Origin of the sequence: Desulfomonile tiedjei, from assembly GCA_016212925.1 — a bacterium.
Classification (GTDB): Bacteria; Desulfobacterota; Desulfomonilia; order Desulfomonilales; family Desulfomonilaceae; genus JACRDF01.
In genome coordinates this window covers 334,468-357,066 of record JACRDF010000047.1, presented here as the reverse complement: position 1 = coordinate 357,066, position 22,599 = coordinate 334,468, and the positions used below count along the sequence as shown (strand labels likewise).

General features: G+C 53.4%; 16 protein-coding genes. 8 read left to right on the top strand and 8 right to left on the bottom strand.

Going from position 1 to position 22,599, the window contains the following annotated elements; translation table 11 throughout:
* Positions 1-11 precede the first annotated feature (11 nt).
* Positions 12-1,532, bottom strand: a complete 1,521-nt coding sequence (locus HY913_20380) for a glutamate--tRNA ligase (protein ID MBI4965646.1) — start codon at positions 1,530-1,532, stop codon at positions 12-14.
* Between the two features lie 22 nt (positions 1,533-1,554).
* Positions 1,555-2,187, bottom strand: a complete 633-nt coding sequence (locus tag HY913_20375; GenBank protein ID MBI4965645.1) for an MBL fold metallo-hydrolase — start codon at positions 2,185-2,187, stop codon at positions 1,555-1,557.
* 540 nt (positions 2,188-2,727) lie between these two features.
* On the opposite strand from HY913_20375, the gene HY913_20370 reads away from it, so the two are divergent.
* The 6 genes from HY913_20370 (at position 2,728) to HY913_20345 (ending at position 11,215) form a co-directional block, all read left to right on the top strand.
* On the top strand, positions 2,728-3,306 hold the full coding sequence (locus HY913_20370; protein MBI4965644.1) for a YihA family ribosome biogenesis GTP-binding protein: 579 nt from the start codon (positions 2,728-2,730) through the stop codon (positions 3,304-3,306).
* 93 nt (positions 3,307-3,399) lie between these two features.
* Positions 3,400-5,463 carry an Rne/Rng family ribonuclease gene (locus HY913_20365; protein MBI4965643.1) on the top strand — a complete coding sequence of 688 codons (2,064 nt, stop codon included), beginning with the start codon at positions 3,400-3,402 and terminating at the stop codon, positions 5,461-5,463.
* Between the two features lie 432 nt (positions 5,464-5,895).
* Entirely contained in the window at positions 5,896-6,969 is a 1,074-nt protein-coding gene (locus HY913_20360) for a hypothetical protein (GenBank protein ID MBI4965642.1), read from the top strand.
* A 142-nt stretch (positions 6,970-7,111) separates the two neighbouring features.
* Complete coding sequence (locus tag HY913_20355; protein ID MBI4965641.1) at positions 7,112-7,537, top strand: NUDIX hydrolase; 426 nt, start codon at positions 7,112-7,114, stop codon at positions 7,535-7,537.
* An 86-nt stretch (positions 7,538-7,623) separates the two neighbouring features.
* Complete coding sequence (locus HY913_20350; GenBank protein ID MBI4965640.1) at positions 7,624-9,003, top strand: hypothetical protein; 1,380 nt, start codon at positions 7,624-7,626, stop codon at positions 9,001-9,003.
* A 445-nt stretch (positions 9,004-9,448) separates the two neighbouring features.
* A complete protein-coding gene (locus tag HY913_20345; GenBank protein ID MBI4965639.1) occupies positions 9,449-11,215 on the top strand; it encodes an SLC13 family permease in 1,767 nt (588 codons plus the stop codon).
* A gap of 355 nt (positions 11,216-11,570) precedes the next feature.
* Here HY913_20345 and HY913_20340 read toward each other — a convergent pair whose 3' ends face one another.
* Entirely contained in the window at positions 11,571-12,686 is a 1,116-nt protein-coding gene (locus HY913_20340; GenBank protein ID MBI4965638.1) for a TOBE domain-containing protein, read from the bottom strand.
* A 220-nt stretch (positions 12,687-12,906) separates the two neighbouring features.
* Here HY913_20340 and HY913_20335 point away from each other — a divergent pair, with 220 nt between their 5' ends.
* Positions 12,907-13,854, top strand: a complete 948-nt coding sequence (locus tag HY913_20335) for a sulfite exporter TauE/SafE family protein (protein ID MBI4965637.1) — start codon at positions 12,907-12,909, stop codon at positions 13,852-13,854.
* Between the two features lie 303 nt (positions 13,855-14,157).
* Here HY913_20335 and HY913_20330 read toward each other — a convergent pair whose 3' ends face one another.
* From HY913_20330 to HY913_20320, 3 genes are read right to left on the bottom strand one after another with little or no spacing between them, the layout of a single operon-like run.
* Positions 14,158-14,496 carry a hypothetical protein gene (locus tag HY913_20330; protein MBI4965636.1) on the bottom strand — a complete coding sequence of 113 codons (339 nt, stop codon included), beginning with the start codon at positions 14,494-14,496 and terminating at the stop codon, positions 14,158-14,160.
* 25 nt (positions 14,497-14,521) lie between these two features.
* Entirely contained in the window at positions 14,522-15,550 is a 1,029-nt protein-coding gene (locus tag HY913_20325; protein MBI4965635.1) for a sulfite exporter TauE/SafE family protein, read from the bottom strand.
* A gap of 31 nt (positions 15,551-15,581) precedes the next feature.
* Positions 15,582-15,881, bottom strand: coding sequence for a hypothetical protein (locus HY913_20320; protein ID MBI4965634.1), 300 nt, complete (start codon positions 15,879-15,881; stop codon positions 15,582-15,584).
* 462 nt (positions 15,882-16,343) lie between these two features.
* Here HY913_20320 and HY913_20315 point away from each other — a divergent pair, with 462 nt between their 5' ends.
* Positions 16,344-18,989 (top strand): phosphoenolpyruvate synthase, encoded by a 2,646-nt coding sequence (locus HY913_20315; protein ID MBI4965633.1) that lies wholly within the window; start codon positions 16,344-16,346, stop codon positions 18,987-18,989.
* A 502-nt stretch (positions 18,990-19,491) separates the two neighbouring features.
* Here the strand turns inward: HY913_20315 and HY913_20310 are convergent.
* Together HY913_20310 and HY913_20305 are read right to left on the bottom strand one after the other, a co-directional pair.
* Entirely contained in the window at positions 19,492-21,312 is a 1,821-nt protein-coding gene (locus HY913_20310; GenBank protein MBI4965632.1) for a glycoside hydrolase family 15 protein, read from the bottom strand.
* Positions 21,313-21,367: 55 nt separating this feature from the next.
* On the bottom strand, positions 21,368-22,441 hold the full coding sequence (locus HY913_20305) for a substrate-binding domain-containing protein (protein MBI4965631.1): 1,074 nt from the start codon (positions 22,439-22,441) through the stop codon (positions 21,368-21,370).
* Positions 22,442-22,599 lie beyond the last annotated feature (158 nt).

The following is a 22,599-nucleotide window of genomic DNA, read 5'->3' as shown; positions in this document are numbered from 1 at the left end:
CCGCAGCCGCATTAACCAGGGTTGGCCGCCACCAGGTCCTTGGCCTTGATTATTCGCTCCACCACCGCCTTCTTGCCCACGACCTCCAGCATTTCAAAGAGGCCCGGCCCGACCGATGTTCCTGACACGGCCGTGCGGGCCGCATTTATTAGGAGGCCCGCTGCCACCCCTTGTTCCTCGGCAAAGGTCCGGAATACTTCCTCGGCAGACGCCGCAGTGAGTTCGGGCAACGCGTGCAGTCTTGCAGCAAGCTCGGGGAGCAATTCCCGCAGCCTCGGATCTTTTCCAAGGTTTTTCTTCACCGCTTTTTCATCGAATTCGAAGTCATCCGAGAAATAGCAGCGCCCCCGAGCCGAGAAGTCCTTAACAGTATGAAAGCGCGCCCGAATCAAGTCTATGGTTTTGAGGAACCAGTCTCGCTCCCCATGGCCGAACGAATCCCGCCAAAGCCCGGCTTCGATGAGTTCTTCTCTTACGAACGGAATAAGCTCTTCAAGGGGCATGCTCCGGATATAGGTGGCGTTGAAGTGTATTGCCTTCGGATCTGTCCAGTTCTTCGGGTCACCGGGAACATAGTTGAAGATCGAGTTGGCCCTGTTGATTCTCGAAAGATCGAAGGCCTCAACAATCTCCTCGCGAGTGAAGAACTCCCGGCCGTCTGCCGCAGACCACCCAAGCAGCGCCATGAAATTGCACAACGCCCAGGGAAGAAATCCCATTCTCCTGTAGAAGGAGATTGTGACTACTTCTCCGTGGGCTCTTTTCGAAAGCTTGGCCTTTTTATTGTCAAGTGTAAGCGGCATATGCGCGAAAACAGGGGGCTCAACGCCCAGGGCCTTGTAAATCAGCACTTGTTTTGGAGTGTTGGCCAGGCCGTCCGCTCCTCGTATCACGTGGGTTATGCGGTCGAGTGTATCGTCGATTGCATTGCTCAGGATATATAGTGGGCGTCCGTCAGAGCGCAGGATAACGAAATCCTCTATGTCTCGCCCCCTCTTTTCCATTCGGCCGAAGACCGCGTCTTCAAAAACAACGGTGGACGATGGATCGCGAGGCACCCCGAAACGGATCACGTACGGAACACCTCGATCCAGATTCTCGCTAATCTTGTCAGGAGATAGGCCTCTGCAACGCCCGTCGTACATAAACGCCACTTTTCGCGCTTCAGCGTCTTTTCTCTGGGCTTCCAGTTCTTCTCGAGTGCAAAAGCACCGATAGGCATGGCCTGTCTCAAGGAGTCTGTGCGCCGCTTCCACATGTTTGGGCAGGTTTTCGCTCTGGAGATTAGGTCCCTCATCCCAATCGAGCCCCAGCCAGGTCAGTCCGTCAAGGATTTCCTGCACGGATTCCGCTGTGGAACGCTCCACATCAGTGTCTTCTATCCTTAGTACAAAAACGCCCCCGTTCTTTCTTGCCCACAACCAGTTGTACAGAGCGGTACGCGCGCCGCCTAGGTGCAAATATCCCGTTGGCGACGGCGCGAAGCGCACTCGCACCTGTGGTGCCGTCTTTTCCGCTTGTTCAAGATTCATTATTGCTATTTGGACCCCTTATTCACTTAGAAACGTCGAGAATGACCACAGAGGCCTCTGAAGCGTCTCGGAAGGACTCCCGATCCTGAAATGTGCCGACGATGTCCCCGCAGTGCATTGGGACCGCCACCTTTGGCTTCAGTTTTTTGACAGCATCTGCCGCTTGCTTCACCGTCATGGTGTAGGTGCCGCCAACCGGCAACAAAGCCACGTCTATCTCAAGGTTTGCCATCTCCGGGATCACGTCCGTGTCGCCGCTGTGATAGATGCGAACCCCGTCCACAGTTACAATGTAACCCACCCAGTTGTTCTTTTTGGGGTGGAAGTCCTTGTCCGTGTTGTAGGCCGGCACCGCCTCTACGGTTACATCGCCGACCGTCTGGCTTCCCCCCGGAGCAATAGTTTTGAAAGCATCTCCGAAGCCTGCCTTGCAATCTGACGGTCCTATTATGACCGTGGTCGGTTTGCGGATTTTTTTGACATCGTCTTCGGACAGGTGGTCGAAATGACTGTGGGTAATACAAATCACGTCAGCGGGAAGGGCGCTCTGGAGTTTCCAAGGATCGATGTAAACGGTTGATTTGGAGCCGTCGATCCGGAAGCTCGCGTGGCCCAGCCATTTGATTTTTTCCTTTACGAAAGATTCGACATTCATTTCTTTCCTCCCCAAAAAGGAATTGGACCCCCAAGGGGGGGCCATGTTGGCTTTTCAAAAGCCGGGACAAAATTAATCTCTGTGCAAAGCGTTCCCTATTCTAAGCATCGGTCCGGGGAAATGCAATTGCATAAGATCGATCATTCTCCTCTGTCATTCGGCGGACCTTTCACCTTTCCCGGCGGCGGCTTCAATCATCAATTGAACCCCAACCCTTTCCTTCTCAACGCTTGAGCGGTAAAATAAGAACCAGATGTTAGCCCCGGTTTATGATATATCAAGCTGTCGGGGGCTGGACACGCAAACATGCCTGCCTTCCGGCCGCGTTCAGTCGTACACGTCCTGGATATCGAAAGACTTCCGGCGCTGCCGGGAAAGCCGTAATGCGGTCGGCCTTCCGACGCCGGCCATAATTGTTCGCTTCCAGTTGTAGGTAACGAGAAATATCACTAAATTCTAGTTGGACATAGTGAAATTCATGAGGATACCGCGGAGCCGACCGTCTTCGGCGGATTGCCCGTGGCGGTAGGCATATTTCGAATGAGAATATTGAGCGCGAGTTTCCTTCGGGCCGCGCAGGACAAAAGAGGTTATCCCCGGGACGGATTGGCTGAAATAGCCTTCGCAGGACGTTCTAACGTGGGTAAGTCCTCCATGATCAATGTACTCCTGGGACGCCGTGACCTTGCGCGGACATCCAAGACCCCCGGACGGACCCGACAGTTAAACTTCTTTGTCATCAACGATCGGTTGATTTTCGTGGACCTTCCGGGATACGGTTTTGCGCGCGTGCCTCTAGAGGAGAAGGCAAGGTGGCGACAGCTGGTCGAAGGCTATTTGCAGGATCGAAAAGAGCTGGCCGGGATCGTGGTCATCGTAGATGCCAGGCGTCCGCCTACGGAATCGGACATGGGCTTAATCAACTATCTCCTGTTTCATCGAATCCCCTTCATAGTTGCGGCAACCAAGGCGGATAAGCTGAGCAACAGCGAGATGGGGCGCCAGAAAAAAATAATAAACGCTGAGGTCGGCTCTCAAGTTCCCGTGGTTTTTTTTTCCTCGCACAATGGTTATGGCAAAAATCATTTGTGGAACGAGATCAAAAACCTTATAGATTGACAGCCCCCCTACTTTGGCGGGCAGATACCCGGTCAAAAGCGGGCCCAACCGAAGGTTGTCCCGGTTCGGCCTCTAAAGGAAAAGAATAAAATAATGGTAAAAAAAATGCTCATAAACGCCAGCCACACCGAAGAATGCAGAGTGGCTGTAGTTTGCGACGGCGTTCTCGAAGAGCTTGATGTTGCAGTCAAAACGCACGAACCCACGCTTGGAAACATATACAAAGCTGTGGTCAGCCGGGTGGAGCCTTCTCTGCAGGCGGTATTTGTTGACTACGGCGCAAGTCGCAACGGTTTCTTGTCGATTAATGACGTTCATCCCTCTTACTTCCCCGAGTCGTTTGAGGGGGGCCGCAGGCGCCCCCGCATCCAGGATGTTTTCAAGAAAGACGACCACGTCCTTGTGCAAGTAAACAAGGAGGAACGCCAGCACAAAGGGGCCAGCCTTACAACCAACATTTCGATCGCGGGCCGCTATTTAGTGCTGATGCCTGGAACCGAGCTTTGCGGCGTCTCCCGGAAAATCGAAGACGAAGAAGAGCGAAAGAAACTGAAAGAAATCCTCAAGCAGTTGAAGATGCCCGAAAATATGGGGTTCATCATACGGACGGCAGGTATGGGGCGGACTAAGACCGACCTTATCCGTGACCTCGATTACCTCCTGAGACTGTGGCAATCCATAGAGACTACTTTGGAGCAAAAACCCTCGCCATGCCTGCTTCACAAAGAGCATGACGTGGTCATTCGATCCATTCGGGAACACTTTTCCTCTGACATATCCGAGTTACTGGTAGACGATAAAGAGGTTCACAGAAGGGTTAGAGACTTCTTTCATCAGGTCATGCCCCGATATGAGAATCTGGTGAAACTCTATCAGGAAAAACGCCCTCTCTTTAACAAGTACCAACTCGAGGAGCAGATAGAGCAGGTCTATCGTAAGAGAATCAATCTCAAATCGGGAGGATACATCCTGATTGAGCCGACGGAAGCAATGGTGACCGTGGATGTTAACTCCGGCGGTGCGACCAAAGAAAAGGGCATTGAGGAAACGGCTTTTCGCGTAAACATGGAAGCCGCGCCCGAAATCGCGAGGCAGCTCCGGCTGAGGGACCTTGGAGGGATCATAGTCATCGACTTCATTGACATGGTACACAAAAACCACAAGCAGGAAGTCGAAAAGGCCGTGAAAGCAGTCCTGAAAAAGGACAGAGCAAAAAGCAAGGTCCTGCGTATCTCGACCCTGGGGCTGCTGGAACTCTCCAGGCAACGGCTCAAGTCGTCTCTAGGCACCGGAGAGTACCTCGACTGCCCGCTTTGCGACGGCCACGGAAAAGTGCGCTCGCCCGAAATGGCCGCGTTGTCCGTGTTCAGAAGAATAAAGTCCATGCTGATCAAGAGCGATGTTGCCGAAGTCAAAGCCACCGTCCCGGCCAGGGTGGCTGAGTACTTGCTGAACAGAATGCGCTCGCCTCTGGTGGAATTGGAAAATCAGCACGGGTCTCGCATCACGATTCAGGTCAGACACGCTCTCCCGGACAAGGACATCGCAGTGGAGGCCATAAGAGAAGAAATAACCGAACAGCCTATATTCGAATCCATCGAAGAACACCTGCCCTTGCCCGTAGCGGGTGAAGTCGAGGTAAGGAGTGAGGAGCCCGTCGAGGGCGAAGAAGAAAAAAGGCAGGCCAAGAAACCCGGGAGGAGGAGAAGAAGGACCAAAAAGAGACCTGAACCGCCTCGGGAAGAGGAGATACCCTCCGAGGTAATCCCGGAATACGGCTTTGTTGAAGAAGAATTGGTTTCAGCAGAAATAGAAGAAGAAGGGCCCGCGGAGCCGAGAATCACGTTGAAGGGCGAGGATTTCTTCACTCCGGGAACCGAGGACCTATCCTTCCCTTCGGAAGAACCCCCACCCGTGGAAATGGAAGCACAGGCCGAAGTTCGGGATGAGGAGCTTGCCGTCGAGGCGGAGGAAATAGAGGTAAGGCCCGAAGAGCCAATCCCGGCCGCGACCGAGGCCGTAGACGAGGGCGTTTCCCCTGATTCGGAGCCGCAGCAAGCAACTGCTCCGGAAGAACCTCCGAAAGAGGAGGAAGAGGAGAAAACAGAGCCCCGGAAAAGAAGATTTTCGCTGCAAAGGTTCTTGCCGTTTTCCTGAGCCCCGATGGAATGAGGCATCGGCAACTGTTTGGTTTCGCGGGAAGAATCCACTTGCGCCCTCTTCAAGAGAGGGTGTGGGGTGACTTTATCGCCCTTTTTCTGAAGCGGGAATGACTGCTGACATCCGTAAGCATTCACCTATGTGCGGGAGTTCTTGCCGTCATTCCGGCGATCCCCAAGTTTACCCCGGTGAAAACCGGGGCCGGAATCCAGAATCCTCGGAAGCTCCTGGACCTCGGTTTTCGCTGGAGTGACGATTTCGGCTGATGGAGTTCCCTTTGAGTCAACCAAATAGACTTTCCGGCTCCTCTCCCCCCTGTAACTGAATGCCTAACCGGCATCCCGTCGCTATTGTTGCGCCGTTGGCAGAAAACTGTTAACCTACCTTATTATTCCGAAATACTACAATCACCTGAAAGGAGAGAGGGAAATGGGCAAGGACAAAGGTGTGGTTCATGTCGTAGGGACAGGCACCATAGGGGAACCGCTTATCGGATTGCTATGCTCTTTTAAAGACCAAGCGGGATTCTCCGAAATCACTTTTCACAAGCGTTCCCCACTCCCGCGGGATTTGCCGAAAGTTAAGGCCCTTATTGCCCGAGGGGCAAAGTTGATTACCGACGAGGACAAAATCGGAGATTTCGAGGCCCTTGGGCTAAAACCGACAATGGTTCACGAAGAGGCGCTGGCCAAGGCGGATGTGGTTGTGGATTGCACTCCCTCGGGAGTCGGCATTTCCAACAAACACGAATTCTATGAGAAATATCTGGCCAACACCAAGGGATTCATAGCCCAGGGAAGTGAATTCGGATTCGGCAAGATGTACGCGCGGGGGATCAACGATGACGCCCTGGAAGTCGGGAAAGATCGGTATGTTCAGATTGTGAGCTGCAACACTCACAACCTGTGCGCACTGATCCACTCAGTGGCCCTGGTGGACGGCGACGACAATCTGGAGGAAGCGCGTTTCCTGTGCATCAGGAGGGCCAATGACATCAGCCAGGTGAAGGGCTTTGTGCCCTCGCCCGACGTGGGCAAACATGGAGACCCGGTTTTCGGCACCCATCATGCGCGGGACGCCTACCATTTATTTCGAACCAGAGGACTGGATCTGAACCTGTTTTCCTCGGCTCTGAAATTAAATACTCAGTACATGCACTGCATATACTTTACCTTGAAGCTCAAGAGGGCCGTTACCAAGGAAGAGGTGATCGCTCGATTCAGAAGTGATGAGCGCATCAGCATGACCAAGAAGCAGGCGGCCTGCGAGGTCTTTTCCTTCGGGCGAGATCATGGCTATTTCGGGCGTATCCTGAACCAGACGGTAATAGTGGAGCCTTGTTTGGAGGTTCGAAAGGGCCATGATGTTATAGGCTTTTGTTTCACTCCCCAGGATGGGAACTCGCTACTCAGCTCTTTCAGTGCAGTGACCTGGTTCCTGGACCCGAAGACATACACCGAGCGCACCGAGTGCCTCAAGCCGTATTTCTTTTCAGAGGTTTAGGTTCTGAAGGGACGCTGCCCTTCCGGATGAATTGTGTATATAGAAATGAAGCGTAAAGTCAGCCCCTCCCTTTTGGACTCCAATCATCGGGAGGGGTTGCCGCGTTTATTTGGTAGTCTAATCTTTGACAGAGCAACGTGAAATACAGCGAGAGTATCCCCCGGTCCCTTTGGTAGGAGTAGGCGCGCTTATCGTTGAGGGGAGTCGGATTGTGCTGGTTCGGCGAGGAACGCCTCCTTCCCTGGGAGAATGGAGCATTCCCGGCGGATTGGTTCAAGTCGGGGAAACCCTGGTGGACGCGGTAACCAGGGAAGCGCAGGAAGAAACCGGCCTGGACGTGGAGCCTCTCGACCTCGTGGAACTGGTGGAACGAATTTTCCCGGACGAGACCGGCCTTATCCGGCATCATTATGTATTGGCGGACTACTTGTGCCGGACGACTGGTGGAATACTTCGCGCGGGTTCGGACGCGCTCGAGGCCGCATGGGTGGAAAAAGGAGAGCTGCAATCCTATAATCTGGCCCCGATCACCATGAGAGTGATTTTGAAGGCGCTGGGTGAACCGTGAGTGTGGGGCTCCACTGGAAATCAGTACACCATCTTGAATGCGCATCGGAATAAGATGCGCAGGCCTACCATTCGCAAGGGGCGAGGATGCGAGAAACCTCTTCCAAGCTGGATGCGCTGTCAGAGATGCTGGCGCTTTCCAGCCACGGCAATACAAAGAACGTCTTGATGAATGCCGTCGAGGCGCAAGGACCGTTTGACTTGGATGGTCTGAGGTTAGCAATTAGTCAGCTTCCTCAAGATTTTCCGGAGCTTATGACGTGCCTCAAAGAAGTTAGAAATTGGGGGAGACATTACCTCCTCAGGGAATATCGCCCGGATTTTACCATTCCAGTAGTGTTTTCCGAACTCCAGGTTGAAGGAACATCCTCGGTTTTATCCAGCCTTATGGACCATTTGGCCCCGCGACTTGACGCTCACTGGGACCTCTTCAACAAGCCGGCGCTGAAATACCACATCGTTCGTGTAGCCGAGGACCACCATGTGATCGCGCAGGTAGCCCACCATGTGGTGGCCGACGGTGGGACCGCTGCGGAGGTGGGGAAGAAGATGTTCGAGAGGTACGACAAAATCATGAAAGGAAGTAAGCCGGAATGGGCTTGCCAACCGCACGCGATGTCCACCCTGCAGAAAAGAATGGTGCAGGTGAAAAAACCTTCCTTCAAGCAGGTCCTCTCAAACGTACGGGACACACTGGGGCATTTCATGGACAAGACTACGCTCCCTGCGGGAAGTGGTAGCCTACAGGATGCCAGGCAACATCACGTAAAGCGAAAACTATCTATCGCACAAACCGAGGCCATCACGAAGCCATCGTCCGGCAGAGGCTCTTTGGTGGATCACCTGGTGGTTGGCACCAACATAGCTATTGACCGATGGAATGAACATTTCAACAAAACGCCCGGGATCTTGACCACATCCATGACGGTCAATATGAAAGGGCGGTTCAGGACCTTCAACACCGTTAATAATAGTGGACTGATCTTTTTCAGGTCACAGCCCGAAGAGCGGAAAAGTCCCGCAGCTTTTGCAAAATCAGTGGCCTTGTCTCGTATCAAACAATTCCGCAGGCAGATGGATTTCAAGTTTTACCAGGACATCTCCCGAATGAACGCAGTGCTCAGGCCTTTTCCGTTTGCCGCCAGAAGCAAAATCGTCAACTTCATCATGAACCAGCATCAGTTTTCAATGGCAATAACTCTGCTGGGAGTAATCTGGCCGGAAACGAAGAACGGAAAGCCCACTGCAAATACCTGCTTTACCCACAGCGGTGATTTTACTCTTTCAGAGGTTCACGGCGTGGGGTACAAGCTGCTCTCCAACACCCATCTCCTGCTAATTGTCTATGTGTTTCGCAACCAACTGAATTTCCTCCTGCACGCGTCTGCCTGTCTGTTCACTCGCCAAGAAGCCGAAGCCTTCATGGATTTGGTCATGGAGAACCTTCTCGTCGATCCCGTCAACTGATGCCACCTTGACTACTGATGGGTGAATGCAAATTTTTTGGGATAGATGTTTGTATTTGGGAACCGAGGACCATTCGGAGCTACGAAATTAGTTTTTCTTTTGAAAATTTTCACGTTATTGGGCGCCCCGTTTCTGTGGGTCGCCCTCAGCAGGTTCGCTAGTTTGGCCAAAAAACCAGGAGACGATTCGGCCGGTTTGGAGCTATCATTATGGCCCGAGAATTGTTACGACCTTGTCAGAGATAGTTGCAACCGGAAGTTTAGTGCCTCTGTTATCTAGTGCTCGTTGCTCCAAGACTGACCGGTCCCTATCCAGTAATTCCCGTGACGGAGCGAAGGGAGTTCCGTCTATCTGGTCTTCAAATTTAACGTTTCTTGAAGTGGAAGATCGTCGGTCATGGCGAAATACATAGATTTGGCGACGCTGTTGCTTGCCGGAGGCCGGAATGGGGTTTGAAGCGTGGTATACGATCACTGTGGTCGCTGTAATGCTTGGGTTTCTGTCCCTGACGGACATCGGCCCGGACACCGTGCTCATGGGAGGCGTGACGCTCCTTCTGATTACCGGGATATTGACGCCTCAAGACGCCCTGGCCGGACTGGCCAATGAAGGCATGGTGACCGTAGGGGTGCTCTATATCGTGGCTGAGGGCCTCCGGCAGACAGGTGTGACGCAGATCATCGTGGAACGGCTGCTGGGACCGACTGCATCGACTCTCCGCGCGCAACTGAAAATGATGATACCAGCCGCCGTCATCAGCAATTTTACGAATAATACACCCCAAGTAGCGATCATGATCCCCGCTGTGAAGGACTGGGCCCGACGCTACGACCTTCGCGTTTCCGACCTGATGATGCCACTTAGCTATGCGACGATTGTGGGCGGGATGTGCACAATCATCGGTACCGCGCCCAATCTCATAGTCAACGGGCTTATTACCCATCAGGCCAAAATGGAGCCGTTCAGTTTCTTCGCTCCGGCTTGGGTCGGCATTCCGATAGGGATAATCGGAATAGCCTTCATTATTCCTCTGATGAAGTTGGTTCCGGATCGACACCCTGCATCCAGCGAGTTCGAGAGCGCCCGCGAGTACACCGTCGAGATGATAGTGGAGCCTGACAGCAGTCTCGTAGGGAAGACCTTGGAAGAGGCCGGCTTGGGACATTTCGCGGGCGCGTATGTGGCTGAGATCGACAGGAAAGGACATGTGATCGCGGCGGTCGCGTCCGATGAGCCGCTGGAGGCCGAGGACCGCCTGGTGTTTGTTGGAGGTGGGGAGGCAGTGGCTGAGCTGCAAAAAATCAAAGGTCTGAAGCCTGCAACAGATCAGGTTTTCAGGCTCGACGTTCCTCGCTCGGAGCGGCTGCTCATTGAAGCGGTCGTGTCCCCGGGATGCCCGATCGTCGGCAGGTCTGTCCGGCAGGGACGGTTCCGTTCCCGGTACGACGCGGTGGTGATGGCCGTTGCAAGGCACGGCCAGCGGCTTCAGCAAAATGTCGCAAACATCATACTGCGTCCCGGTGATGTTCTCTTGTTGGAAGCACATGAAAGTTTTATCGAGCAGCAGCGCAATTCGAGAGATTTCTATCTGGTAAGCCCCATCGAGGATTCCAGCCCACCTCGACATGAGCGCGCTTGGGTTTCATTGGCCATACTGGGTCTCATGGTCGTGCTGGCGTCCCTGGAGTGGCTAAGCATGGTTAAGGCTGCTATGCTCGCCGCTGGCCTAATGATCATGACAGGTTGTGTCAGTGGGACCGAAGCGCGACGTAGCATAGATACAGGGGTGCTACTGACCATAGCGGCTGCGCTTGGGCTGGGCGCGGCCATGCTTAAAACAGGAGCCGCGGAAGGCATCGCATCGAGTGTGACAGCGCTTGCCGGGTCGAATGCCTGGATGAATCTGGCGGCCATCTACCTTTTGACTCTGGTACTGACCGAAATCATTTCGCATGCGGCGGCAGCGGTGCTCGTTTTCCCCATCGCGATGACCACTGCTCAAACCCTTGGCGTGAGTGTCACACCTTTTGCCATGGCGGTCATGATGGCTGCGTCGGTGGCTTTTGCCACTCCTTTCGGGTACCAGACGAACATGATGGTTTATGGACCTGGAGGATACCATTTCTCCGATTTTCTTCGCGTAGGTATTCCCATGGACATTATAACGGCAACTACAGCGATTCTGATCATTCCTCTGGTTTGGCCATTCTAAGTCCGCGCAATTTACGGGCGTGGCCAAAAGTATTTTCGGAATCGTCCCAGCTATTGGCAAGAAGACGCCGATTTCTCGCGGTTCTTTTTTGCAGTCACCATAATGCGGCGGGCACGGCCCGCCCTACGGTTCCGGAGGGCCGCCTCCTGTAGGCGGGCCGTGCCCGCCGACTGTGTTCGGTGCCAACGGCTTTGAGTTATCCGAGGCTTTCGACGGTACTTCCCGCAACCGATATGTTATGGCGAGTTAGTTTGGGTGCGGGTATTTGCCGGGAGAAATGAAATTGAGGTGCGCTGGTAGGATTACCTCTCTCCAAGAGCATCATTCCGGAGACGTTACTCTCGAATACCTTAAGCTAATCGACATGCAAAATTACGGCAAAGCTGTTGAACATTACCCAAACCTTGTCACCTTCATTGATGTCGAGCTTGCGCCTGCTCTCTTCGGTCACCAGAGAGCACAATTGCGTGCCGTCCTGTATGCGAACAATAAATTCGGTGGTGATTTTGCCGCGGAGGATTTGGGTCACTGTACCGTGAAACATGTTCTCCGCGGTGCACAAGGGTTCGACATGCGCCTTCTGCAATATGACCCAGGGCGCTTTGACTTCAGCGATAACCAATGAGCCTACTTTCAGTCCCAGCCCCTTCAGACTGTTGTTGGTAATCACAGTGGTCACCACGTCTCCGCCGACGGTGACAAGTTCGACTCGGGATTGAATGTCTCCTCTCCGAACATTGCCGATTTTTCCGAAAAATGTGTTACGCGCGCTGGTTTTCCTGCGGCTTTCCCTTTCAATGAAATGTCTCGTGACCTGATGGATATCTTCGTCAGAAAACGTGACCAAGGACGCGGTAAGATTCGGAGTCGAATGGCCGAGAACCCGTTGTACCACCGGCAACGGCATGTTGCTTCGCATCAGTTCAACGGCCCTGGCCCGACGAATGGCATTCGGGGAACCGAGATCTTGCGCAAAACCGCAGGCCACAGACCGTTCATAAAACTTGCGTCGGACATGCCCTTGATCCACCCTTAGCAATGAACCCACCTCTTCGCCAAAAGCGGAGTCATTCAACGCCATTTGAATTTCAGACATCAATTCCGATGAAATCTGTACCTCGCGGTGAGGCCTATTGTCAGCTTCCTTGACGTTGCCGTAATGCACGACGCGTTTGGAAACATCGATATGTTTGCGGAGATCAAGGGTCAATACTTCATTAAGCCGCGCACCGGTGTAACGAATTAGCAGAAAGATCAATAAAATACGTCTTCTGGAAGTGCGTGTGTCGGCGCGTGGTGAAGCATCTGCCCATGAGCGAAAAGATTGTTCCAGTTTGGCCAACTGAGTAGGGTCCAGGCATCGGCTTTCGTGTGGGACTGCATAGATGCGGGCTGGGTTTAGAATGTTGGAATCTGAACGCGTACCAACGAGATTCGAAAATCCAGATCTCTTATCTTTATCCTTTGGCATAGTTTCCTGTCTCACCATCCCGGATCCCAATCATTCCTCGATCAAAGAGTATTAGCACATCGAGTTCCTGTGCCCAATAGCGTCCGCGAAAAACGCTTGACAACAATCGGAGAGTGGCTCATCATATTGACACGATTTTAGTTAAAAGCGTGTCATAAGTCAATAACCAAACAGCGCCCGGAGATGCCTATCGCTCAAATAATCCGCCCTGGAGGCTGCTATGACTTTTCCTGTTTCAGGAGTTGAGACAGCAATATGGATTCCACCGCTTGTGGGCATGGTTATTTCATTTTTCACGTCAATGGGGGGCATATCCGGAGCCTTCCTCATCTTGCCCTTCCAGATGAGCATCCTGGGTTTCACCAGCCCTGCGGTAACGCCGACGAACCTGGTGTTCAACATCGTGGGCATCCCAAGCGCGGTTTATCGTTATTTCAAAGAAGGCAGAATGAACTGGCCTTTGGCGTGGAATATCATCGCGGGCACGCTGCCGGGACTCGTCCTGGGACTCTTCATACGAGTATGGTACTTGCCGGACCCAAGGGCGTTCAAGCTCTTCGTAGGGTGCGTCCTGTTCTACATTGGCGGGCGAATGCTTTATCAGTTGGTGAAGGATCGAGGCAAGAAGACTTCTGAAAAGGCTGCAGAGGCAAGAATGCGTGAGCGTCCTGCAGCGCAGACAGGCATGGTTTCAAATCCCGGTCGGCCTGCCATTTGTACCACCAAATGGACTCTCTCCTGCACCGAATACGAGTTCTTCGGTGAATGTTTTCGGTTCCACACTACCGGACTCTTTGCGCTCTCACTTGTGGTGGGATTGATTGGAGGCGTTTACGGGATTGGTGGCGGCGCGATAATAGCTCCATTCATAGTGTCCTTTTTCGGACTGCCGATTCACACCATAGCCGGGGCCACTCTCATGGGGACGTGCGTCACATCCGTAGGAGGGGTCATGTTTTATGAGTTTTTTGGTCCGTACGTGGCTCTTCCTGGTCAGTCTGTCCGACCGGACTGGCTCCTCGGATTTCTGTTTGGAATCGGCGGGTTCGTGGGAATGTATCTGGGAGCGGCTTGTCAAAAGTACGTTCCGGGGGCAGTCATCAGGCCGGCACTTGCGACCATAATCAGTGTCGTGGGCCTGAGATATGTCGTCGGCTACTTCATTTGATCGTCTTCAGGAGCAAGTGAGGCCACTCACGGCTCAACGCCTTTTCAATCGACCGAAGCAAGCGGTTTCGGCTGACCAAATTGTTCTATGCTTCTTTAACCTGAATTTGGGTCCTCAAAATATTGGGGGGCCGCCGGCAGGATAGCATGTGCCAAAAAATTGAGGTGCGCTGGGAGGATAACCTCTCTCCAAAAGCATCCTCCCAGGCCCTCTGGCAAAATCGGTCAATTCGAATCCTGCGTCGGACCATGAGGCTTAATTGGGCTCCGACGCAGTCCTGAGCACATCGGACCGACGGCAACATTACTTTCTCATTATGTCGGTCTTGGTGATGTTCATAACCCGGACAGCTACTTTCTTATCGCCTTTCTCCTCATAGGCGATTCTGCACAAGTCCCCGGGCTTGGGCGTGCCCCCGCCGACCAGAGCGTCGGTCACGTCAAAGCTCGCCTGTTTACCCGTAGGCTGGCCGTATTTGTGTTCTTTGGTGAACTTGGTATCGAATTCTTCTATGACTAACACTTTCTTAGCATCGTCATAGGCCACACACTTGCCTTGGGCCACGCTTGCAGCCATTGCCGGCAATGCGAAGCAGACGCCCAGTATCACCGATATCAAACAGCAGAGAATCTTGGTCCTCATTCAAATCTCTCCTCTCGTGGGAACGCTACGCCTCAGCGAGGGCGGCTGCTCTCTTTTCCCTAAGTTCGTTAGCGGCGCCTTTGAACATGATGCCGCAGATGTATACACAGATGGTGCCAACCGCGCCTAAAATGACCACGGTGGCGGGAATGTCATACTTAAATTGCTTCAGGATGATCGAAATCATGCAAGCGACCACGGCGAGGCCGAAAGCGATGCGGATGCCATATCCTTTGGCGTACTTGGTGGCCACGGTTCCGATTTGAGCGCCAATGGCAGCTCCGGACAGCATTACGAATACCGCCCAGATCTCAATTCGGCCCTTCACACCGTAAGTGAACGTGCCGTACAGACCCGATATCATAACTTCAAACAAGTCAGTCCCCACCGCGATGTGAGTCGGACAGCCTATCAGGTAGACCAGCGCGGGCATGCGGAGCAAGCCGCCGCCAATACCCAGGAATCCGGCCAGCACACCTGTGAGAAAGCTCACTGCAATTGGCAGCCACGCGGAACAGTAGATGCCGGCCACCTTGAAATGCATCATGGGTGGAATGTTGATCTTGTGCAGCGTCTTGTACCAGGTGAACCCTACCGCGCCGTGCTCATCTGTAACGCCTGCCTTCTTCTTCTGAATAGCCTTCCTGTAATCGGCGAAAACCATTGCAGCTATGAGGAAGAGCACGCCAACGTACACCCAGCGGACCACAGGTCCAACGCGGCCGATTTGTTCCAACCACATGACTATCTGCGCGCCGCACTCGATTCCGATGACGGTCCCGACCACCATGACAAGACCGAGCTTGTAGTCGACGTTTCCGAACTTGGAGTGCCTGAAGGTGGAGACCATTGACTTTCCTGCAATGTGCGCTATGTCAGTGCCGATGGCAAAGGCCATTGGAAAGCCCAGGATGTTTAAACCCGGGGTTACCATCCAGGCGCCCCCCATGCCGAAGAAGCCGCCGATGACTCCAACTGAAAACCCTATGAGCAACAGGCCCGGCCAGAAAATGTCAATTCCGGCAATGGGCATGTACATGTATAGCCATTCCATACTGTGTTACCTCCTTGGTCGTGTTCCGGAATCAATGCTCGACGATCGTTCTTTTTGACAGATCGAGGCCGGTGTGCCTCATGATTTGGTCCGTAATAAGGCCGAAGGACACACCCAGAAACGCGGTGAAGATGGTGCACCAAAGTCCGAACATGAACGGGTCGGTGTTGTAATAATCAATCCAGAACTTGGTGAAGCTCCAGTCCACTACCCGATTGTCGGCCACGACGATCAGCATTTCGGCCTTTGGTCCTGCGGCCATTATCAGGTCCGGTATTAGCAGGCAGGCCAAGCTGAGAAAGGCCAGTGGGAGATAATAGATGCGTTTCATGCGAAAAAACCTCCTTGCTTTCTAAAGCGAAGTCTTGCGACTTTTGTAGGCGAGTCTAAGTCGGAGGTTGCAACCCGCGTGCCAAGGGCGGCCATGTCCGGAAAAGCCTGTCTGTCAGTGATAAAATGGAAACCAAAGAGGTCATTCGCGGCAGGTGAGAGCGGGTGTACTAAGATCCGTCTGTCGGTTTTCTTTACAGACTGTAAAGACCGGGGGCAAAGGACCGATTCCGGGGGACGAGGTCCAAGCCGGGGAATCAAAGCGGGAAACTGGCCTCAGGGCCGTCACCGTGATAGACTCTGTATGAAATGCCGTATCATACTGGAGCTACGCGCCGGATTTAACTCATCAGAGGGCACGCTTATTGCTAGCCCACTAGTGGTGTGTTGAATTCCCCGCGCGGGAACGAACAAAATCAATCTTGCCTCGAATCAAAGTGGGAACGCTTCCCGGAACCGGATAATGGCCGAAGTCATCACGAACCTCCTGAAGAGAATCCAAGGCTGGAAGCGTCAAGGTCGCGATGCTGCCTCCGCGGAAAAGGTTTCCAGGATATTTAAGTTCAAATACACTTGCTTCAAGGACCTGCTGGCTTCCAATACTCAATTGCTAAATATTATCACTGATTTCGAGGAAAAACTGCGAGGACAGGAAGTCTTTGGAATGTCCTATATAGGGTCCCAGGCCGCCCGCGCGGTATTTCACACGCTCCGGATGGTGAAGAGCTTGGACGACCTCTCGGGCCACAAGTACCCGATGCTCTTCGGGGTACTCGAAAGAATCAACGCGGCCATCAAAGAGGAATTGGGAAGAAGAAAAGAGCTGCCGCCAGTGGAATTCGTATTGCCTTACACCAGTATAACCAAGGAGATGGTGGATTGGGTAGGCGGAAAGAACGCCAACCTTGGAGAACTGGTGAGCAAAACGAGCGTCCCTGTCCCCGAAGGCTTTGCGATCACTACCAGGGCTTATGAATTCTTTCTCGAAAGCAATGACCTCATTGATGAGATCAACAGGAAGAGAATGGACCTTGACCCAATTGACCCTCAAGCCCTGAACAACGTGAGCGAAGAAATCCAGCGACTGATCATTTCCGCCCGTGTGCCGGTGGAGCTGAGTGAGGCCATTCTCGCTGCGTACGCGAATATGGTGGAAAAAATCGGCAAGCGCGATGACGACCGTGACGGCATGCCCAAGGTGGCCTTGCGGAGCAGTGCCATTGGAGAGGACAGCGAACTCTCTTACGCGGGGCAATACGTATCAATTCTGAATGTGCAGCATGACAAGATTATCGAAACGTACAAGTATATCATCGCGAGCTTGTATACTCCCCGGGCCATATCCTATCGCCTGAACAAGGGGATGCGGGACGAAGATATAGCCATGAGTGTAGCGTGCATAGAAATGGTAGAGTCTGTGGCCGCGGGAGTTGTCTACACCAGACACCCTTCTCAGCCTTTGGGAGACAGTATTCTCATCAACGCGGTGTGGGGACTCGGACCCTATGCGGTAGACGGTGTGATAACTCCTGACAGCTATACGGTTTCCAAAAGCGGCCCAAGAATTGTTGAGACCAAGGTCTCCAACAAGCCCGTACAATTGACCGTTAACCCGCTGGGCGGGCTGACCGAGCTGCCTGTCGATCCTGAAAAGAGAAACCTACCATGCCTCTCCGAAGGCCAAATAGAGACTCTGGCAGGGTACGCCCTGAAGCTGGAAGAGCATTACCAATACCCCCAGGACATCGAATGGTCCTTGGATCCACATGGCCGCATACTAGTGCTGCAAACGCGGCCTCTGCATCTGGAAGATCTTGAAAAGAGCGGGATAAGGGCTTCGCTTTTCCCAAGGGTAGAGGGTTATCTTCTTGTTGTGGAAGGCGCGGCTGTAGCGTTCCCCGGAGTTGGTCACGGGCCGGCGTTTCACGTACGAACCGACGAAGACCTGGCCAATTTTCCCGAAGGTGCGGTTTTGGTGGCCAAGCATTCGACCCCCCAATTTGTGATGGTAATGCAGAAAGCCCAGGCCATCGTGACTGATGCGGGTAGCGTCACCGGGCATATGGCTTCCTTGGCGCGAGAGTTCGGGATTCCCACGTTATTGGACGCGAAGGTGGCGACCTCCGATATCCCTCCTGAGGAAGAAATCACTGTGGATGCTTATTCAGGCAGGGTATATCTGGGCCACGTACCGGAATTGATTGCTCTTCAAAAGACGCGAGAATCGGCAATGAAAGGCACCCCGGTTTATCAGACCCTTCGACACGTGGCCGATTGGATTGTGCCGCTAAATTTGGTGAATCCAAGATCTGTGGACTTCGCTCCTGAATACTGCAAGACACTTCACGACGTCATGCGACTTGTGCATGAATTCTCCTATAAAGAAATGTTTCAGATAAGCGACCTCGTTTCAGACACCAGCGGCGGCGGCGCCAGGAAGCTCGTGGCTCCAATTCCCCTGGATCTGCACATTATCGACCTGGGAGGGGGTCTGGCCGAGGCATTGCTCTTTGGCCGACGAGTAACGATCGATCAAATTGCCTCTGTTCCATTTCTCGCGCTGCTCAGGGGGATGCTCCGTGAAGACCTTCGATACCAGGGGCCGCGGCCCATTGACGTGGGAGGGTTCCTATCCGTGATAAGGGAGCAGATGCTGGCTCCGAACAACATGGCTGAACGATTCGGAGATCGAAGCTACGCCATAATATCCGATCACTATCTGAACTTCAGTTCCAGAATCGGATATCACTACAGTGTCCTGGATTCGTATTGCAGCGACAGCGTCAACAAGAACTATATAACGTTTTCGTTCAAGGGTGGCGCCGCGGACGATGTTCGACGCAACAGAAGGGCCCGAGCCATTGCAGCAATTTTCCACGCTCTCGATTTTCAGGTGGAAGTTCGTGAAGACCGCGTGGACGCTCGGTTCTACAAATACGAGGGTTCTGTCACCGCAGATAAACTCGACCTAATCGGCCGCCTCCTTCAATACACCAGGCAAATGGACATGTTCATGCGCTGCGAGGCCAGCGTAGAATTGTTGGCCAAGAATTTCCTTGCCGGAAACTACACGCTCGACGAAGCGGCCCTCTGCGAACCTCAGGCTTAGAGGCGTTGCCAAAAATCCTGACTTATAACGGTTCTCGAAAGTAATCACGGATTGACTCCCGGGTGCCACGGACCTGGGCTCTGTCAGGTCCGTGCCGGCTGTTTTGGAAAACGGCAAGGTTGCCCCATGCATTGAACACCACATTGAAAAGCGATCCGACGGTACGGCAAAGCTGGGAATCCTCCGAGTTATCGTGGCGATAGAACCGGCAGGAAGCACGGACCTGGTGGGACCCAGGTCCGTGGCACCCAATACGGAAAGCGTAGCTTGACAGACAGGGCTCGATAGTTGTTCCCAAAAGCTCTTCCCGAATGAGGTCGTCCAGCGGTGCGATCCCGTTCAGACAAAACCTTTGAGACTCCCTATAATAAATAGGTCATCACTTTTGGCAATCACTATAGAAACACCTTTTCACAGAGGTAAACATGGCGGCACCCCGCGTGTTGCGGGGCCGCCGGCTCATTATAGAAGCGTCCCGCAGCCCTGCCCGCCTTCAACAATTTCACTCATCTGATGGCGAATTCGTGCCGCTGAGAACCGTTGCTGCCGAAATGAGGGATAAATGGGTCAACGCCTGCGGGAAATTGCCGAGCATTTCGTTGGCCTGGGTGTCGTATTCCTCGGAAAAGAGACCCAGGTCGTTGGCAGTGTAAAGGGCGTGTTCAAAAACCTGGTAGGCCTCGTCCACGCGCCCTTGCAGAGCCAGGCACCGGGCCAACCAGAAAGAGCCCGGGAGAAAAACGCCCTCGGAACCCGGCAACCCGTCATCGTACGGGGGGTACCGGCGAAGAAGACCCCCTTCCCCGAGATCTTTCCAGACGGCATCGGCCGTGTTGATCATCCGTTCGTCCCCATATTCCACGAAACCAAAGGTTGGGAGGAGCAGCAAGGCGGCATCCATAACCGGATGATCGAATGCCTGAATAAACACCCCGCGTCTTGCGTCGTAACCCCTTGTTTCGACTGCCAGCCGCACGTTCTCACAGGCCTTTTTCCATTTGTCCAGCGGAGCCGGACATCCAAGTTCTTCCGCCATTTTAATTCCGCGATCAAGCGCACACCAGCACATTGCCTTCGAGAAAACGAAGTGACGCGGTTCACTCCGAGTTTCCCAGATGCCACGGTCCTGCCGTTGCCAGGAATCAGCTGCTGCATTGACCAGTTCTACCAAGAACTCCCAGTAATCGTCGTCCGGGGATTCACCGCGGGAATGCCACCGGTAGGCCAGATCAAGCAACTCACCATAGGTGTCCAGTTGGCTCTGCTTCCAGGCATTGTTTCCGACCCGGACCGGCCTGGCGTGGCGGTAACCTTCCAGTTCCTTTACCTCCAGTTCGTGGAGCCTGCGTTCGCCACCCAATCCGAACACTACTTGGAGCTGATCTGCGCTACCTGCCGCACTGCGTTCTATGAACCGTCGAAACGCGTTGGCCTCCTTGACAAAACCCAACTCGACCAGTGACTCCACCGTGAAACACGAGTCCCGAATCCACGAGCAACGGTAATCCCAGTTGCGAGACCCACCCGGATGTTCCGGCAAGGAGGTAGTTGCCGCGGCCGCTATGGCGCCTGTAGGAGCATTGGTCAGTCCTTTAAGCACTGTAGCTGATCTTTTTATCTGGTCAGCAAAGGGACCGGGAAACCGACCCTTGCGGCACCAGGCATGCCACCAACCCACAGTCGATTGCAGGCGGCGGTCCAATTCGTCTAATTCGGGTATCTCCAACAGGCCATCATCAATGTCCTCAGGCTTGCCGAAAAGAACGGACAGGTACACGCGCTGTCCTTCCACGGTTGAACAGGAGCCTTCGAGATGATGACGATGTTTGAGTTTCAGCTCAACGTTGCCGAACACAACCAGTCCATGACTGCCCCCCATGGCCAAGAAACGGCCTTCCGGGTCCTTCCTAATCCATGGTTTCATTGCTCCATATTCAAAACGCGGCACAATTTCCAATCTGAGTTCCACGCTCCCCGTCACACCTTCGATCGTTCGAAGAATCTGATGATATGGATGATGTTTACCCCTTCCTCGCATAGTGAAGCAATCCAGGACCCGCGCTTGTCCTTCTTCAGTCTCGAAGGTGGTTTCCAAGACCAGAGTGGATTCCAGATAGCGCCGCGTCGTTCTGAATTTTCCAACCGGAACGATCTGACAGTATCCTCCATTTCGCCAGTCGAGCAGTGCCCCGAAGCAACTAGGGGAGTCCATCCGTGGGAGGCAGCACCAATCAATCGAGCCTGATTTTGATATCAGGGCGCAGGAGTGGCTATCTGCAATGAATCCATAATCGGCTATAGGTGGGTACGTGCTTGCGCTCATTTGTAAGACGGTCTTAATCTGTGGTTACCTTTGAAAACGTCACGATGGCATGACGTCAATCACCAAGCGGCACGAATCCCGGTGGTCTCTTCATTCCCCGTTTCTGCAATATCCTCGTAAAATCTTCTGACAGGAAGGTCTCGACAAGTTTCTCGCGTGCCTCGAGTTGTCTCGATGTCCAATCGCCTTTTATTCGAGTCAAGAGCCTAGTCTGCACGATTGTCCCTTTCAAAGGCTTTGGGTCTGAGACTGTCCCTCCGAGAGGGATGATATCAAACCTTTCCGGAAAGGTCTCTTTGGCATACAGGCCGAGGTGATGGAATATGAGTCCTGCGTCACCCTTGCCGCAGGCGACTGACCAAGGCACATCCCGGTGATGGATGCGTGGTCCCGCGAGCCATTTGAGCGGGTTTCCGCTTGCCCCATTGAAAATACGATCAATCAGGCGTGTCGGTGTCATGTCTCCAGGTGGATTGGTGTCATTCGAGGCTATTCCATAAAGAGTGCCGGCATAGTTCTCGAATGCCCCCGGTTCAAGTTGGGGGTTGGGTGACACATATCGCACATCCGCGCGCGCCAGGTCCCAGAACGAACGAATTCCTTTGGGATTTCCCCGCTTGACCAGTATGACGCAGCCCTGATCCTGGTAAAGCGAGTATGCCTCGCCCTCGGCAAATCCTTCTTCTTGAAGTTTCCTAATAACCTTCTCTGTGGCCACGACAACCTGCGGTCTGCACTTCGCGTACAGGTTGCCTATCTGAAGATTCCGGTTCCGCAATTGCTGAAGCGCCACCGGCGGGCTCGTCGTATAGAACCAGTTACGGAGCGGCTGATCTTGAAACTTGTCAAGAAACAACGGCCACATGTCCTTGAGGGCCGGATAATAGTTGCCTTCTGTCGACAGCACCAGTTCACACGAAGAAATCTGGGCATGGAAGTCATGGAGAGTGTTGGACGACGGATCGCTCAGATTAGGGGTTACTCCCTCCCGATCGTAAGGCCATTCCAGTAATTCCGGGGTATCTATTACCGGGTTGCTTTGGAGAACAGGCATTTGCGCGAATCCTGCCGTCACGGATACTACGAAAATGGTTGCGCCAAAAACCGACCTTAACAGAGATTTGGACATCTTCCCATATCCTGATGCAAATTCGGCTTCGGACAGACCGGTTCGGGATTCTTATAGCAGTTGCCATATTTCTTGTCCGATTTGTAGGCACTCCATTCCGTCATTCCTGCGAAAGCAAGAATCCAGTCCCGCGTCTCGCGGGATTTCCTGGGTTCCCG

Excerpts from the sequence above, each read along its gene's own strand:
- HY913_20380 (MBI4965646.1), bottom strand. The coding sequence starts at position 1,532 with ATGAATCTTGAACAAGCGGAAAAGACGGCACCACAGGTGCGAGTGCGC.
- HY913_20375 (MBI4965645.1), bottom strand. The coding sequence starts at position 2,187 with ATGAATGTCGAATCTTTCGTAAAGGAAAAAATCAAATGGCTGGGCCAC.
- HY913_20370 (MBI4965644.1), top strand. The coding sequence starts at position 2,728 with ATGAGAATATTGAGCGCGAGTTTCCTTCGGGCCGCGCAGGACAAAAGA.
- HY913_20365 (MBI4965643.1), top strand. The coding sequence starts at position 3,400 with ATGGTAAAAAAAATGCTCATAAACGCCAGCCACACCGAAGAATGCAGA.
- HY913_20360 (MBI4965642.1), top strand. The coding sequence starts at position 5,896 with ATGGGCAAGGACAAAGGTGTGGTTCATGTCGTAGGGACAGGCACCATA.
- HY913_20350 (MBI4965640.1), top strand. The coding sequence starts at position 7,624 with ATGCGAGAAACCTCTTCCAAGCTGGATGCGCTGTCAGAGATGCTGGCG.
- HY913_20345 (MBI4965639.1), top strand. The coding sequence starts at position 9,449 with ATGGGGTTTGAAGCGTGGTATACGATCACTGTGGTCGCTGTAATGCTT.
- HY913_20340 (MBI4965638.1), bottom strand. The coding sequence starts at position 12,686 with ATGCCAAAGGATAAAGATAAGAGATCTGGATTTTCGAATCTCGTTGGT.
- HY913_20335 (MBI4965637.1), top strand. The coding sequence starts at position 12,907 with ATGACTTTTCCTGTTTCAGGAGTTGAGACAGCAATATGGATTCCACCG.
- HY913_20330 (MBI4965636.1), bottom strand. The coding sequence starts at position 14,496 with ATGAGGACCAAGATTCTCTGCTGTTTGATATCGGTGATACTGGGCGTC.
- HY913_20325 (MBI4965635.1), bottom strand. The coding sequence starts at position 15,550 with ATGGAATGGCTATACATGTACATGCCCATTGCCGGAATTGACATTTTC.
- HY913_20320 (MBI4965634.1), bottom strand. The coding sequence starts at position 15,881 with ATGAAACGCATCTATTATCTCCCACTGGCCTTTCTCAGCTTGGCCTGC.
- HY913_20315 (MBI4965633.1), top strand. The coding sequence starts at position 16,344 with ATGGCCGAAGTCATCACGAACCTCCTGAAGAGAATCCAAGGCTGGAAG.
- HY913_20310 (MBI4965632.1), bottom strand. The coding sequence starts at position 21,312 with ATGAGCGCAAGCACGTACCCACCTATAGCCGATTATGGATTCATTGCA.
- HY913_20305 (MBI4965631.1), bottom strand. The coding sequence starts at position 22,441 with ATGTCCAAATCTCTGTTAAGGTCGGTTTTTGGCGCAACCATTTTCGTA.